General features: G+C 75.4%; 13 protein-coding genes. 9 read left to right on the top strand and 4 right to left on the bottom strand.

Translation table 11 applies throughout. The annotated features are described in order from the left end of the window. The first annotated feature begins 117 nt into the window (after window positions 1–117). The 6 genes from ABFX46_RS27090 to ABFX46_RS27115 all read left to right on the top strand — a co-directional run bounded on the left by ABFX46_RS27090 (window position 118) and on the right by ABFX46_RS27115 (window position 6,808). The gene (locus ABFX46_RS27090) at window positions 118–1,086 is read left to right on the top strand and encodes an oxamate carbamoyltransferase subunit AllH family protein (RefSeq protein WP_346046326.1); all 969 of its coding nucleotides are present in this window, start codon (window positions 118–120) and stop codon (window positions 1,084–1,086) included. A gap of 102 nt (window positions 1,087–1,188) precedes the next feature. After that, a complete protein-coding gene (locus ABFX46_RS27095; RefSeq protein ID WP_346046328.1) occupies window positions 1,189–2,643 on the top strand; it encodes an AllF/FdrA family protein in 1,455 nt (484 codons plus the stop codon). Beyond that, window positions 2,640–4,046: a YlbE family protein gene (locus ABFX46_RS27100; RefSeq protein WP_346046330.1), complete on the top strand. Its 1,407-nt coding sequence runs from the start codon at window positions 2,640–2,642 to the stop codon at window positions 4,044–4,046. Before ABFX46_RS27095 ends, ABFX46_RS27100 begins: the two co-directional genes overlap by 4 nt. 29 nt (window positions 4,047–4,075) lie before the next feature. Continuing rightward, window positions 4,076–4,984, top strand: coding sequence for an aldose 1-epimerase family protein (locus tag ABFX46_RS27105; protein ID WP_346046332.1), 909 nt, complete (start codon window positions 4,076–4,078; stop codon window positions 4,982–4,984). 55 nt (window positions 4,985–5,039) lie between these two features. Beyond that, complete coding sequence (locus ABFX46_RS27110) at window positions 5,040–6,260, top strand: DUF6986 family protein (protein WP_346046334.1); 1,221 nt, start codon at window positions 5,040–5,042, stop codon at window positions 6,258–6,260. A 140-nt stretch (window positions 6,261–6,400) separates the two neighbouring features. After that, complete coding sequence (locus ABFX46_RS27115) at window positions 6,401–6,808, top strand: MarR family transcriptional regulator (protein WP_346046336.1); 408 nt, start codon at window positions 6,401–6,403, stop codon at window positions 6,806–6,808. Here the strand turns inward: ABFX46_RS27115 and ABFX46_RS27120 are convergent. The 4 genes from ABFX46_RS27120 to ABFX46_RS27135 are packed head-to-tail and all read right to left on the bottom strand — an operon-like array spanning window position 6,786 to window position 10,558. Next, window positions 6,786–7,379, bottom strand: a complete 594-nt coding sequence (locus ABFX46_RS27120) for a nucleotidyltransferase family protein (RefSeq protein ID WP_346046338.1) — start codon at window positions 7,377–7,379, stop codon at window positions 6,786–6,788. The two genes, ABFX46_RS27115 and ABFX46_RS27120, sit on opposite strands and share 23 nt — an antisense overlap. Before the next feature lie 40 nt (window positions 7,380–7,419). Then, entirely contained in the window at window positions 7,420–8,544 is a 1,125-nt protein-coding gene (locus tag ABFX46_RS27125) for an XdhC family protein (RefSeq protein WP_346046340.1), read from the bottom strand. Next, on the bottom strand, window positions 8,537–9,658 hold the full coding sequence (locus ABFX46_RS27130) for a vWA domain-containing protein (RefSeq protein WP_346046342.1): 1,122 nt from the start codon (window positions 9,656–9,658) through the stop codon (window positions 8,537–8,539). The genes ABFX46_RS27125 and ABFX46_RS27130 overlap by 8 nt, the downstream gene beginning before the upstream one ends. A gap of 3 nt (window positions 9,659–9,661) precedes the next feature. Next, window positions 9,662–10,558, bottom strand: a complete 897-nt coding sequence (locus tag ABFX46_RS27135) for an AAA family ATPase (RefSeq protein ID WP_346046344.1) — start codon at window positions 10,556–10,558, stop codon at window positions 9,662–9,664. A gap of 159 nt (window positions 10,559–10,717) precedes the next feature. Between ABFX46_RS27135 and ABFX46_RS27140 the strand changes: the two genes are divergently transcribed. The 3 genes from ABFX46_RS27140 to ABFX46_RS27150 are packed head-to-tail and all read left to right on the top strand — an operon-like array spanning window position 10,718 to window position 14,038. Further along, window positions 10,718–11,992, top strand: coding sequence for a sulfite oxidase (locus ABFX46_RS27140; RefSeq protein WP_346046346.1), 1,275 nt, complete (start codon window positions 10,718–10,720; stop codon window positions 11,990–11,992). 10 nt (window positions 11,993–12,002) lie between these two features. Next, a complete protein-coding gene (locus tag ABFX46_RS27145; RefSeq protein ID WP_346046348.1) occupies window positions 12,003–13,403 on the top strand; it encodes a selenium-binding protein SBP56-related protein in 1,401 nt (466 codons plus the stop codon). Further along, on the top strand, window positions 13,400–14,038 hold the full coding sequence (locus tag ABFX46_RS27150; protein WP_346046350.1) for a hypothetical protein: 639 nt from the start codon (window positions 13,400–13,402) through the stop codon (window positions 14,036–14,038). The genes ABFX46_RS27145 and ABFX46_RS27150 overlap by 4 nt, the downstream gene beginning before the upstream one ends. Window positions 14,039–14,042 lie beyond the last annotated feature (4 nt).

A 14,042-nucleotide genomic window follows, 5' to 3' on the forward strand; every position in this document is an offset into this window, starting at 1 on the left:
AACCATCCTTGGCAGCTTTCTCCATACGTCCGGTGCGGGGGCCGTTCTACCGTCGTCGCGGAGGCCGGGCCTTCCGCGCGCCGCGGGCGGCCACCGACACCGGTCTCGGGAGGATCCGTGACCGCACTCGTCCGCGACCCGATCCCGCTCCAGGCCCGGCCGAGGCGGCGGCCGCCCGCCGCCGGGGCCGCGAGCCTCGCGCTGCGGCCGCTGCTGGACCCGCCGCGCCGCGCGGCCCGCGTCATCGCCGTGTTCCCGTCGGCGCTGTACCTGGAGATGCGGGGCGGCCCCGAGCCGCGCGTGCTCGCCGTCGTCACCTCCGACGCCGGGCGGCTGCCCAACGCGGTGGTGGTCGTCGCGACGCGCCGCGAGCACCCGTTCCGGCCGGTCCGGGAGGGCGGGGACGCCCTCGTCGGCGAGGGGCGGGTGGAGGCGGACGGGCTGGCCGTGCGCGTCCGCCGCTGGTGGGACCCGTCCCCGGCGCTCGGCGTGATGCAGGCCGCCGCGCTCGCCCGCGGCGTCCGCGCGCTGGAGGACGAGCTGACCGCGGCCGGCGCGCTCACCGCCACCGGACCGGCGGGCGGCGGCCTGGCCGGGCACCCGGACCCGGGCGGTCTCGCCGCCGCCTGCGCGGCCGGCGACCTCGCGGGCGCGGTGGAGGCGGCCGAGCGGATCGTGGGGCTCGGGCCGGGGCTGACGCCGTCCGGCGACGACATCCTGTGCGGCCTGCTGGTGTCGCTGCGGCTGATCGGCGGCGCCGTCCGGCACGGCGACGCGGCGGTGCGGCTGGCCGACTGGCTCGGCGCCGCCGTCACCGCCGACGCCGGCACCCGCACGACGGCGCTGGCCGCGACGCTGCTGCACTGCGCGGCGGCGGGCGGCGCGGGCGCCGAGGTCGCGGCCGTGCTGCGCTTCGTCGCGGGCCATGAACCGCCCGGCCGGACGGGGCAGGGCGCCGTCCGGCGGCTGCTGTCGGTCGGGCACACCTCGGGCGCCGACCTCGCGCACGGCGTCCTCGCCGGCTGCCGCGCCGCCCTGGCCCTGACGGCGCCGGGTGTGCTTTCCGCTCCAAGGGCGACCGCATGAGCGCAGCGAACCGGGGGGTGTGGGGGGTCGCCCCCCACAGGAGGCACGCATGAGCGCAGCGAACCAGGGGGTGTGGGGGGCCGCCCCCCACAGGAGGCACGCATGAGCGATTGGGTCGAGGTCCGGCGGGGGGGCTACCACGATTCGGTCACGCTCATGCGGGTCAGCCGGCAGCTGGCGGAGCGGCCCGGCGTCGCGGGGGCGATGGTGGCGATGGCCACCGAGCTGAACCGGGAGATGTTCGCGCGGATGGGGTTCGGCGTCCCGGACGGCGCGGGCCCCGACGACCTCGTCGTGGCGATCCGGGTGGACGGCGGCGGGCTCGACGAGGCGCGCGAGGCCGTCGACGGGCTGCTGCGCGACGCGTCCCGCCCGCCGGCGGGCGGCGGTCCGCTCGGCGCGCCGGAGCCGCCGCGCACGACCCGGTCGGCGGCGGCGCGGGCGGACGCGACCGTCGCGCTGCTGTCGGTGCCGGGCCCGCACGTGTTCCCGGAGGCGATGGACGCGCTGGACGCCGGCCTCAACGTGATGATCTTCAGCGACAACGTGCCGCTCGGCCAGGAGATCGCGCTGAAGGAGGCGGCGGCGCGGCGCGGCCTGATCGTGATGGGCCCCGACTGCGGGACGGCGGTCGTCGGCGGCGCGGGCCTCGGGTTCGCGAACGCGGTCCGGCCGGGGCCGGTCGGCATCGTCGCGGCGTCCGGGACGGGCGCGCAGCAGCTGATGTGCCTGCTCGACGCGGCGGGCGCCGGGGTGAGCCATGTGCTGGGCGTCGGCGGGCGCGACCTGTCGCCGGAGGTGAGCGGCCGGTCGGCGCTGTCCGCGCTCGCCGCGCTGGACGCCGACCCGGGCACCGAGCTGATCGTTCTGGTGTCGAAGCCGCCCGCGCCGCAGGTGCTCGACCTGATCCGGGAGGCGGCCCGCCGGCTGGACACGCCGGTCGTGTTCGCGCTGCCGATGCCGGGCGAGGACGACCTGACGCGGGCGGCGGAGAAGGTGCTCACGGCGCTCGGGCGGACCGTCCCCGAGTGGCCGCGATGGACGGCGACGCGGCGGCCGGCCCCGGTGCCGGGGCGGGCACTGCGCGGGCTGTTCGCGGGCGGCACGCTGCGGGACGAGGCCGAGATGATCGTCCGCGACGCGCTCGGCTGGGACGTGTTCGTCCGCGACGGGGAGGCGCGCGGCCACCGGCTCACCGACTTCGGCGACGACGCCTACACGCGGGGCCGCGCGCACCCGATGATCGATCCGACGCTGCGGCTGGCGGCGCTGCGGGAGGAGGCCGCCGACCCCGGCTGCGGCGTCCTGCTCCTGGACGTGGTCCTCGGCCACGGCGCCGAACCGGACCCGGCCGCGGCGCTGGCCCCGGCCATCGCCGGCGCGGTGCGCGACCGCCCGGACCTCGCGGTCGTCGTGTCCCTGTGCGGGACGCCCGCCGACCCGCAGGACCGGGACCGGCAGGCCGCGGCGCTGTGCGCGGCGGGCGCCGACGTGTTCTGCTCCAACGCGCAGGCGACGCGGCACGCCCTGCGGATGGCGGAAGGGGCTTCGGCATGACCGATCAGCGGCTGGGCGGGCTGCTGTCCCGCGAACCGAGGGTGGTCACCGCCGGGGTGGAGGTGCTGGCCGAGGCGCTCACCGACCAGGCCGTCCCGGTGGAGGCCGTCGACTGGCGGCCGCCACCGGCCGGGACGGAGGCGGCGCTCGCGGCGGTCCTCGGCGACCCCGGCCACGCCGACGCCAACGCCCGCGCCGTGCGGCGCATGCTGACGGCCCACCCCCACCTGGTAGACGTCCGCCCGGCGCGGGACGTCCTCGGCCTGGAGCCCGGGACGTTCCTGCACGCGGGCCCGCCGCTGGAGTGGGACCGCGCGTCCGGCCCGATGCAGGGCGCGCTCATCGGCGCGATGCTCCTGGAGGGGCTCGCGGAGACGCCGCTCGGCGCCCGGCACGCGCTGGAGCGCGGGGCGGCGGTGCTGGAGCCGTGCCACCACCACGCGACCGTCGGCCCGATGGCGGGCGTCGTCAGCCCGTCGATGTGGATGTTCGTGGTCGAGGACGCCGAGCACGGCGGCACGTCGTACTGCTCCCTCAACGAGGGGCTCGGGAAGGTGCTGCGGTACGGGGCGTACGGGCCGGAGGTGATCGAGCGGCTGACGTGGATGGGCGAGGTGCTCGGCCCGGCGCTGCGAGCGGCCGTCCGGCGGCACGGGCCCCTCGACCTGATGTCGGTCATCGCGCAGGCGCTGCAGATGGGCGACGAGCTGCACAACCGGAACCGGGCCGCGACGTCGCTGCTGCTGCGCGAGCTGGCGCCCGACCTGGCCGCCGCCGAGGACGTCCCCCGCGACCAGGCCGCCGAGGCGCTGCGGTTCGCGGCGGGCAACGACCACTTCTTCCTGAACGCGGGCATGGCGGCGGCGAAGGCGTGCGCGGACGCGGCCCGGAACGTCCCCGGGTCGAGCCTCGTCGTGGCGATGGCCCGCAACGGCACCGACTTCGGCATCCAGGTGTCGGGCACGGGCGACCGCTGGTTCACCGCCCCCGCCGGCGTCCCGGACGGCCTCTACCTCGGCGACTACGGCCCGGACGACGCCAACCCCGACATCGGCGACTCGGCGATCACCGAGACGGCCGGGACGGGCGGGTTCGCGCTCGCCGCCGCGCCCGCGATCGTCCGGTTCGTCGGCGGCGAGGTCCCCGACGCGGTCGCCGCGACGCAGCGCATGTACGAGATCACCCTCGCCGAGCACCCGTCCCTGCAGATCCCGCTGCTGTCGTTCCGGGGCACCCCGGTCGGCGTCGACGTGACCCGCGTCGTCCGCACCGGGATCCTGCCCGTCATCGACACCGGCATCGCGGGCCGCGAGGCGGGCACCGGCCAGGTCGGCGCCGGCCTCGTCGAACCCCCGCCGACCGTGTTCACCGACGCCCTGCACGCCCTCGCGGAGATCGCGTAGCGGTGCCGCCAGGGGGTAGCGTCCCGGGCATGAGCGAGTCGATCACCGGGGAGCAGTACGCCCTGAGCGCCGGGCCGTACCAGGCCGTCGTCACCGAGTCGGGCGCGAGCCTGCGCGAGCTGACCCACGAGGGCCGCCCGCTGGTGCTGTCGCACGGCGCGGACGAGCCCGCGCCGGCCGCGTTCGGGCACCTGCTGATCCCGTGGCCGAACCGCGTCGACCGCGGCCGCTACTCCTACGGCGGCGCCGAGCACCAGCTGGACGTGTCCGAGCCCGCCCGCGACTGCGCGATCCACGGCCTGGTCCGGTGGGCCTCGTGGAAGGCCGCCGAGCATGAGCCGGACCGGGTGCGGCTCACCCACCGCCTGCTCGCGACGGGCGGCTACCCGTTCCGCCTCGACCTGGAGGCCGAGTACTCCCTCGACGCGTCCGAGGGCCTGCGGGTGCGGATGAGCGTCCGCAACCCCGGGTCGAGGACGGCGCCCTACGGGCACGGCGCGCACCCGTACCTGACGGTCGGGGAGCCCATCGACGCCTGCACGGTCCACCTGCTCGCCGACCGGTACGTCCCGGTGAACGACCGGATGGTCCCGTCCGGGCCGTCCGAGGACGTCACGGGCACCAAGTACGACCTGCGCACGGGCCCGCTGCTCAGCGACCGGCAGATCGACAACGCGTTCGCCGACCTGAACCGCGACGGCGACGGCCGCGTCTGGGTGGTCCTGTCCGGCGGCGGCCGGACGGTCCGCCTCTGGGCCGACGAGGCGCACCCGTGGATGGAGATCTACACCGCCGACGCCACCCCCGTCCCGCGCGAGGGGCTGGGGGTCGAGCCGATGACCTGCCCGCCGAACGCCTTCGTCTCCGGTGAGGGCCTCGTCCATCTGGAACCCGGCGCCGAGTTCACCGGGACGTGGGGCATCGTCGCGGGCGCCTGATCCGGTCGGTCCGGACCGGTTCCCCGACGGGCGGCGGTTGGGGGATCATTGCCGGGTGAACCTCAGTGTGTCCTCGTTCGACGACCTGTCCGCGCGCATCGCCGCCGCCCGTGACGCGCACGGCGAGCGCTTCCCCGGCGGCGCGGAGGGCCGGCAGCCGGTGCACACCGTGTACGTGCCCGCCGACCGGTTCTCCCGCTCGACGCCCGCCGAGTTCGGGGCCGAGGCGCTGCGGCTGCTGAACACCCACACGCCGGGCGCGGGGTCGTTCGGCGCCGCGTTCGGGCTCGACCCGGAGCTGGCCGAGCCGGTGCGCGCGCGGGTCGCGGGGAAGCTCGCGAACGAGCCGGTCGAGGACGTCCGGATCGACTTCGAGGACGGCTACGGCGTGCGCGGCGACGCCGAGGAGGACGCGCACGTCGAGCAGGTCGTCGAGGCCGTCGCCGCCGCCTACCGGGTGAAGGGCCTCCCCCACTACTGGGGGCTGCGGGTGAAGTCGTTCGCCGACGGCGGGCACGAGCGCGCCATGCGGACCCTCGACGGCTTCCTGACCGCGCTCCGCGACCGGCTCGGGCGGCTGCCCGGCGGGTTCACGATCACCTTCCCGAAGGTGGTGAGCGTCGAGCACGTCCGGCTGTTCACCGAGTTCCTCGACCGCCTGGAGACCTCGCTGGGGCTGCCGCAGGGCATCCTGCGGTTCGAGATCCAGGTCGAGACGCCGCAGTCGCTGATCGACCACGCCGAGCAGCGGGTCGGGCTCGGCCCGCTGGTGGACGCCGCGCAGGGCCGCATCACCGCCGCCCACTTCGGCGTGTTCGACTACACCGCCGCGCTGGGGCTGCCGCCGCACGAGCAGCGGCTCGACCACCCGGCGTGCGACTTCGCCCGGCACCTCATGCAGGTGTCCCTCGCCGGGACCGGCGTGCGGCTGTCGGACGGCTCCACCAACGTCATCCCGCGCAACGACGGCCCCGACGAGGTCAACGCGGCGTGGGCGGTGCACGCGGCGCACGTCCGCCACTCCCTCGCGCACGGCTTCTACCAGGGCTGGGACCTGCACCCCGCGCACCTGCCGAGCCGGTACGCCGCCGTGTACGCGTTCCACCTGACCGGCGCCGACGAGGTCATCGGGCGGGTCCGGGCGTGGCACGAGCAGGCGGCGGGCGACGCGAGCGGCTTCCTCGACGAGCCCGCCACCGTGAAGGCGCTCACGGCCCGGCTCCGCCGCGCGGTCGACTGCGGCGCCCTGGACGAGAGCGTCCTGCCCGCGTCCTAACCCTTCCGCCACAGCGGGACGACCACGTCGAGGACGGCGCCGAGCTGCTCCTCCTCGTAGGCGAAGTGCGCGTCGAGATCGGCGGTCATCCGGTCGAGCCCAGCGCGGACGCCGTCCGCCATGGAGCCGAGCGGTGTGGTGTGCCGCGGCTGGTCTCCGCCGCGAAGAAGATCAGGGTGCCCGCCGAGCTGGCGTCCTTCGACCTCGCGCCGCGGCACCTGTCGCTGCTGGCCTACCTGCTGTTCGACGGGCCGATGACCGTGAACGCGCTGGCCGGGCGGCTGGAGGTCGCGCCCGCCACGGTCGGCCTGATGGTCGGCGACCTCAGCCGGCAGGGCATCCTCGAACGCCGCGAGGACCCGGACGACCGGCGCCGCACGATCGTCAGCGTCGCGGACGCGCACCTGCCCGCCGTCAACGGCCGGCTCGGCCAGGGCGCGGGCGCCTGGCGGGCCGCCCTGGAACCGCTCGCGCCGGATCAGCGCAAGATGTTCATCGACACGCTGCTCGCCTACGAGCGCGCCGTCACCGAGGCTCGCGGCGGTTGAAGGCGTCCAGGTCGCCGGGGGTGTCGATGTCGTCCGGCGCGGCGACGTCGTCGCACGGGACCGGTGTGACCAGGTCGGGGTGGGCGCGCAGGTAGCCGCGTGCTCCCTGGTCGCCGGTCGCGGCCTCGGCGACGCCCGCGAAGTGCTCGGCGCGCAGGAGAACGGGGTTGCGGCGCGCTCTCCCGTAGGTGGCGACGGCGATGCCCGCGCCCGCCCCGTAGGCGGCGATCAGGCGCGCCACGGCGGCCGGGGTGACCAGCGGCTGGTCGACGAGCGCGATCACCACGGCGGGGCAGGCGGGCGGCAGCGCGGCCAGGCCGGCGCGCAGCGAGGAGCCCATGCCGTCCCGCCAGCCGGGGTTCGGGACGACGACGGCGCCGATGACCTCGATCTGCGCGGCGCCCGCCACCACCAGGACCGGCGAGCAGCCGCCGTCCCGCAGGGTCCGGACGCCCCGGTCGACGAGGCGCTCACCGTCCAGCTCCAGGGTCGCCTTCGGGCGCCCGAGCCGGCTGCCCTCGCCCGCCGCGAGCAGCAGGCCGGCCGGGGCCACCGCACCGTGCAACGTCATCCCGCGAGGGTAGTGCGGCCGGGCGCCCCGGCGTGGAAGGTCAGGGCGCTTCGGCGTGGATCCTGCCGCTGGTGTCGGTGAGCGGGCGCCCCGACCCGCCCCAGCGGAGCTGCACGAGCTCCGCCGCGATCGACACCGCGGTCTCCTCCGGCGTCCGGGCGCCGAGGTCGAGGCCGATCGGGGAGCGCAGCCGGCCCAGCTCGGCGGCCGTCAGGCCCGCCTCGCGCAGCCGGGCGAGCCGGTCGTCGTGGGTGCGGCGCGACCCCATCGCGCCGATGTAGCCGGCGTCGGTGCGCAGCGCCACCTCCAGCAGCGGCACGTCGAACTTCGGATCGTGGGTCAGCACGCAGATCGCGGTGCGCTCGTCGATGGCGCCGCGCTCCTCCTCCAGGAACTTGTGCGGCCACTTCACCACGACCTCGTCGGCCTCGGGGAACCGCTTCGGCGTCGCGAACACCGGCCGCGCGTCGCACACCGTCACGCGGTAGCCGAGGAACTTGCCGACGCGGGCGACGGCGGCGGCGAAGTCGATGGCGCCGAACACCAGCAGCTTCGGCGGCGGCGCGAACGAGTGGACGAACACGGTCAGGTCGTCCAGGCGCCGCTCCCCCTCGGGCCCGTAGTGGCGCTGGCCGGTGATGCCCTGCGCGAGCATGCCGCGCGCGTCGTCGTCGACGGCGGCGTCGAGGCGCTCGGCGTGCGGCTCGCCGGGGGCGAGGGAGCCGGAGGCGCGGTCGGCCCAGACCACGCGGCGGGCGCCGATCCGGCCGGGGCCGGCGATGACGGTGGCGACGGCGACCGGCTCGTGCCGCCCGATCGCGTCCGCGACCTCGGCGAACTCGGGGAACGTCGCGGGGCCGACCGGCTCCACCAGGACGTCCAGGATGCCGCCGCAGGTGAGGCCGACGGAGAACGCGTCGTCGTCGCTCACCCCGTACCGCTGGACGACCGGCTCGCCCGTCTCCAGCACCGACTGCGCCAGCTCGTAGACGGCGCCCTCCACGCAGCCGCCCGACACGCTGCCCGACACCTCCCCGCCGGCCGACACCGCCATCGCCGCGCCCGGCGGCCGCGGCGCGCTCCGGAAGGTGTGCACGACGGTCGCGAGCCCGAAGGTCTCCCCGGACGCGTACCAGCCGGCGATGTCGCCGAGGACGTCACGCATGAGCGCTCCCCTTTCCAGCGGTGCCCGCGACGATGCGGGCCAGCTCCTCCAGTGCCGCGAGGCTGTGGCCGGAGGTGAAGTCGTCGACGTGCGGCAGCGCCGCCGCCATCCCGGCGGTGAGCGGCTCGTAGCCGGGCCGCGCCTTGTGCGGGTTCGCCCACACGACCCGGTGCGCGAGCCGGTGCAGCCGCGCCATCTGCTCGCCGAGCAGGGCCGCGTCGCCGCGCTCCCAGCCGTCCGAGGCGATCACGACGATCGCGCCGCGGGCGAGGCCGCGCTGCCCGAACCGGTCGAGGAACTCCTTCAGCTCCTCGCCGAGGCGGGTGCCGCCGCTCCAGTCGGGGATGGCGGCGGTCGCCGCGGCCATCGCCGCGTCCGGGTCGCGGTGCCGCAGCTCGCGGGTGAGGCGGGTGAGGCGCGTCCCGGCGCTGAAGACCTCCACGTCGCGCCCGCCCGACCGGGCGGCGGCGTGCGCGAACCGCAGCAGCGCGTCGGCGTACGGGCTCATCGACCCGCTGACGTCCACGATCAGGACGGCGCGGCGGGGCCGGGTGCGGTGCGCGCGGTGCCGCAGCAGGGACATCTCGCCGCCGCGCCGCAGCGTCTCGCGGACCGTCCGCGCGGGATCGAGCCGGCCCGCCGACGCCGGGGTGAACCGGCGCGACCGGCGCTGCTCCGCGCTCGCGTCGAGCACGGCGATCAGCCGGGCGACCTCGGCGCGCTCGGCGGCGGTCAGCCGCGCCAGGTCGCGGTCGCGCAGCACCTCGACCTCGCTGGCGGTGGCCGCCTTCAGCTCCCCGGCCTCCTCGCTCCCGGCCTGCGCGCCCGGGTCGGGCATGGTGATCCGGCGGACGACGACGGGCGGCGGCCTGCGTCCCGTCCGCGCGGTCGCGCCGGAGAAGTACGCGGCGAAGCACCGGTCATAGCGGGCGAGGTCGTCGGGGTCGGCGCACAGTGTCAGCCGCCCGGCCCAGTACACGTCGTTCGGGTCGAGGACGTCGAGGTGGTCGAGCGCCGCCAGCAGCGCCTGGACGCGCTCGGGATCGGCGGCGCCGCCCGCCGCGCGCAGCGTCCGGGCGAACCCGACCATCGTCTCGGTGACGTCCCGCTCCACCGCTCATCCCCCGTTGAGCAGGGCTTCCAGCCCGGCGCCGAGGACGCGCTGCTGGTCCTCGCGGTACTTGAGCACGGCGCCGAGCGTCAGCGCGGCGGCCGCCGGGTCGAGCTCGCGGAGGCCGAGGGCGACCAGCGCCTCGGTCCAGTCGAGGGTCTCGGCGACGCCGGGCGGCTTCAGCAGGTCGGTCTCGCGCATCCGCTGCGCGGCGCGGGCGACCTGCCCGGCGAGCCGCTCGGCCGCGCCGGGCAGCCGCCGCCGGATGATCGCGACCTCCCGGTCGAACGACGGGTGCTCCAGCCAGTGGTACAGGCAGCGCCGCTTGAGCGCGTCGTGGACCTCGCGGGTGCGGTTGGAGGTGACCACGACGACCGGCGGGCGCTCCGCCCGGATCGTGCCGAGCTCCGGCACGGTGATCGTGAAGTCGCTGAGGACCTCCAGCAGGAACGCCTCGAACTCGTCGTCGGCGCGGTCGAGCTCGTCCACCAGCAGGACGCTCGGCGAGGTCTCCAGCGCCCGGAGCAGCGGCCGGGCCAGCAGGAACCGCCGGTCGTACAGCTCGCCCTCCAGGCGGGACACGTCGTTCACCCCGGCCGCCTCGGCGGCGCGCAGGTGCAGCAGCTGGCGCGGGAAGTCCCAGTCGTAGAGGGCCTGGGACGCGTCGAGGCCCTCGTAGCACTGCAGCCGGATCAGCGGCGCGCCGAGCCCGCGCGCGAGCGTTTTGGCGAGCTCGGTCTTGCCGACGCCGGCCTCGCCCTCCAGGAACAACGGCCTGCCCATGCGCAGCGCGAGGAAGCACGCCGTCGCGAGGCCCTCGTCGCACAGGTAGGCGTGCCGGTCGAGCAGGCCCGCGAGGTCCGCGGGCGATCCGAGCTGGTCCGTGGTCGTCTCCGTGGTCATCGGCGCCGTCTCCCCCACGGCTCTGAGGCTACTCGGCGCGAGACGCAACTCACATGCCCGGTCCCCCTTGCGTTTTCGCGGTTCCTCCGGGCCGCGAAAAAATATGCTAAACAGGTAGGGAAAGGTGACTTTTTGATCGTGACTGAGGAGCATCGGAGCATGCGACCCGGTGACCGCGAGGACCCCGACCTGACCGACGAGGCGACCTACCAGCGCGTCCGCTCACTGTCCCGGCGGGCCATGCTACGCCTGTCGGCGGGCGCCGGACTCGGTGCGGGGCTCGGAACCGGGCTCGGCGCGGGCCTCGGCACCGCCGCTGCCGGCGCCGCGGCCGACGCCGCCTCGGGCATCGTCAAGCCGCTGCCGCCCGAACTGCTCATCCCGCACGGCACCAACGCCGAGATGCGGTGGGAGGCCATGCGCGGCCAGGGCCTCCTCACCCCGGCCGACCGGTTCTTCGTCCGCAACCACGTCGCCACTCCGCTCATCGACGCCCGCACGTGGCGGCTCAGGATCTGGGGCAGCGGGCTGCGCGGCTCCCCCGGAGAGGACCGCGCGGTCGAGTTCACCTACGACCGCCTGCGCCGGCTCCCCGCCGAAACGGTCACGGCGTTCATCGAGTGCACCGGCAACGGGCGCGGGTTCTACACGTCCCAGCAGGGGCAGCAGGTCTCCGGCACGCCGTGGAGGCTGGGCGCGGTGGGCGTCGCGCGGTGGCGCGGCGTCCGGCTGTCGACCGTGCTGAGGCTCGCAGGTGTAACCCGTTCGGCCGTGGACATCCTGCCGCGCGGGCTGGACGCTGAGTACGTGGACAAGGGAGAGAACCTCGGCCGCGTGCGGCGCCCCCTTCCCGTCGCCAAGGCGATGAAGGACGTCCTGCTCGCCTACGAGATGAACGGCGCTCCCCTGCCGCCCGACCACGGGCATCCCGTCCGGCTGGTCGTGCCGTCGTGGACGGGCATCGCGTCCATCAAGTGGCTCGGCGACATCCAGGTGGCGGCCGAACCGCTGTACTCGCCGTGGAACACCCGCTTCTACCGGCTCTTCGGGCCCGGCTATCCGGACGAAGGCTCGGCTCCGCTGACGCGGACGAACGTCAAGTCCGCCTTCGAACTGGCGTGGGACGCGGCGCTGCCGGCCCGTCCGCACGTCCTGCACGGCCGGTCGTGGTCGGGCGGCGGCCGGATCCGGCGCGTCGAGGTCAGCGTGGACGGCGGCGGAACCTGGCGACCCGCCCGGCTGCTGGACCGCCACCCGAACCCGCGCGGCTGGGTCCGCTGGGAGTTCCCGTGGGCGCCGCGGGCGGCCGGACGCCACGAGCTGCTGGCGCGGGCGACCGACGAGACCGGCGCGTCCCAGCCCCTCACCGCCCCCTACAACACCCTCGGCTACCTGTTCGGCGCCGTCGTACGGCACCCGGTCACCCTCACCTGAAAGGACGATCATGGCATTGTGGAAGCCGGACCCGACCTTCTACGCGTCCCCGCGCGACGCGGCCTCCGCCCCGGCGGAGAAGCTCGCGTACGTGGCGGCGTTCGACCGCGCGGCCGAGAAGCCGGACGCGATCGCGGTCTTAGACGTGGACCCGGGCTCCGGCTCCTACGGCTCGGTCGTGGGCTGGACCGACCTGCCCTACCTCGGCGACGAGCTGCACCACTTCGGGTGGAACGCGTGCAGCAGCGCGCTGTGCCCCGGCTCGCCGCACCCGCACGTCGAGCGCCGGTACCTGATCGTGCCGGGGCTGCGGTCGTCGCGGGTGTACGTGATCGACACCAAGGACGACCCGACCGCGCCCAAGATCGTCAAGGTGCTGGAGCCGGACGAGCTGGCCAAGCGCGCCGGGTACTCGCGGCCGCACACCGTCCACTGCGGGCCCGAGGGGCTCTACCTGACGGCGCTCGGCGGGGCCGGCGGTGAGGACGGGCCGGGCGGCATCGCGCTGCTCGACCACACCTCGTTCGACGTCCTCGGGCGCTGGGAGGTCGACCGGGGGCCGCAGTACTTCGCCTACGACGCGTGGTGGCACATCGCACACGACGTCCTCATCACGTCGGAGTGGGGCACGCCCTCCATGGTGGAGGACGGCGTCGTCGGCGAACTCCTCCTCGGACGCAAGTACGGGCACTCGCTGAACTTCTTCGACCTGCGCAAGCGCAAGCACGTCCAGACCGTCGACCTCGGCGACGAGCACCAGATGGTCCTGGAACTGCGCCCGGCGCACGACCCGACCAAGCTGTACGGGTTCGCCGGCGTGGTCGTCAGCGTCGAGGATCTGTCGGCGTCCGTCTGGGTGTGGCACCGCGACGGCGACGCGTGGGCGGCGACGAAGGTCATCACCATTCCCGCCGAGCCCGCCGACGCCTCCGCCCTGCCCCCGGTGATCCGGCCGTTCGGCGCGGTGCCGCCGCTCGTCACCGACATCGACCTGTCGGTGGACGACCAGTGGCTGTACGTGTCGTGCTGGGGCACCGGCGAGCTGAAGCGCTACAACGTCAGCGACCCGTTCAACCCGGTCGAGGCGGGCTCGGTCCGCATCGGCGGCATCGTCGACAAGACGCCGCACCCCGCCGCACCCGACCGTCCGCTCGCGGGCGGCCCGCAGATGGTGGAGATCAGCCGCGACGGGAAGCGCGTCTACGTCACCAACTCGCTCTACGGCTCCTGGGACGACCAGTTCTACCCGGACGGCGTCGGCGCGTGGATGGCGAAGCTCGACTCCACCCCCGGCGGCTTCTCCGTCGACGAGCGCTTCTTCCCCAACGGCGACGCCTTCCGCGGCCGCCGCCCGCACCAGACCCGCCTGCAGGGCGGCGACGCCTCCTCTGACTCCTACTGCTACCCGTGAACGACGGCTCGCTCGCCGCTCTGGTGGCGCTCGGGGCCTTCCACGGCCTCAACCCCGCGATGGGGTGGCTGTTCGCGGTGGCCCGCGGCCTCCAGGAGCGCAGCAGGAAACTCGTCCTGCAGTCGCTCCCGGCGATCGCCGCGGGCCATGCGGCGTCGGTCGGCGCCGTCGCGGTCCTCATCGCGCTCACCCGCTCGGTGGTCGCGACGCAGGCGGTCGCGATCGGCGGCGGCGCCGTGCTCGTCGGGTTCGGCTTCTGGCACCTGCTGGCGCAGCGGCACTTCCGCTGGGTCGGCATGCGGATCTCGCTGTGGCAGCTCGCCGGCTGGTCGTTCCTGATGTCGTCGATGCACGGCGCCGGGCTGATGCTGCTGCCCGTGCTCACGGCCTCGGGGACGGCCCCGGCGCACCACGACCACGGGCTGACGTCGTCGTCCGGCAGCGCCCTGTCGACCGGCATCTTCGTCACCGCGGTGCACACCCTCGCGATGTTCGTCGTCGCGGGCGTCATCGCGGTGCTCGTCTACGAGATCGTCGGCCTGGCGATCCTGCGCCGCGCCTGGTTCAACCTCGACCGCGTCTGGGCCGTCGCCCTCATCGGCGCCGGCACCTTCACCCTCTTCACCGCCCTGTGAGATC

Source organism: Actinomadura chokoriensis (assembly GCF_039529475.1).
GTDB classification, from domain to species: domain Bacteria; phylum Actinomycetota; class Actinomycetes; order Streptosporangiales; family Streptosporangiaceae; genus Spirillospora; species Spirillospora bangladeshensis.

Coding starts and splice junctions, on each gene's coding strand:
- ABFX46_RS27095 (WP_346046328.1), top strand. CDS start 1,189: ATGAGCGATTGGGTCGAGGTCCGGCGGGGGGGCTACCACGATTCGGTC.
- ABFX46_RS27100 (WP_346046330.1), top strand. CDS start 2,640: ATGACCGATCAGCGGCTGGGCGGGCTGCTGTCCCGCGAACCGAGGGTG.
- ABFX46_RS27105 (WP_346046332.1), top strand. CDS start 4,076: ATGAGCGAGTCGATCACCGGGGAGCAGTACGCCCTGAGCGCCGGGCCG.
- ABFX46_RS27120 (WP_346046338.1), bottom strand. CDS start 7,379: ATGACGTTGCACGGTGCGGTGGCCCCGGCCGGCCTGCTGCTCGCGGCG.
- ABFX46_RS27125 (WP_346046340.1), bottom strand. CDS start 8,544: ATGCGTGACGTCCTCGGCGACATCGCCGGCTGGTACGCGTCCGGGGAG.
- ABFX46_RS27135 (WP_346046344.1), bottom strand. CDS start 10,558: ATGACCACGGAGACGACCACGGACCAGCTCGGATCGCCCGCGGACCTC.
- ABFX46_RS27140 (WP_346046346.1), top strand. CDS start 10,718: ATGCGACCCGGTGACCGCGAGGACCCCGACCTGACCGACGAGGCGACC.
- ABFX46_RS27145 (WP_346046348.1), top strand. CDS start 12,003: ATGGCATTGTGGAAGCCGGACCCGACCTTCTACGCGTCCCCGCGCGAC.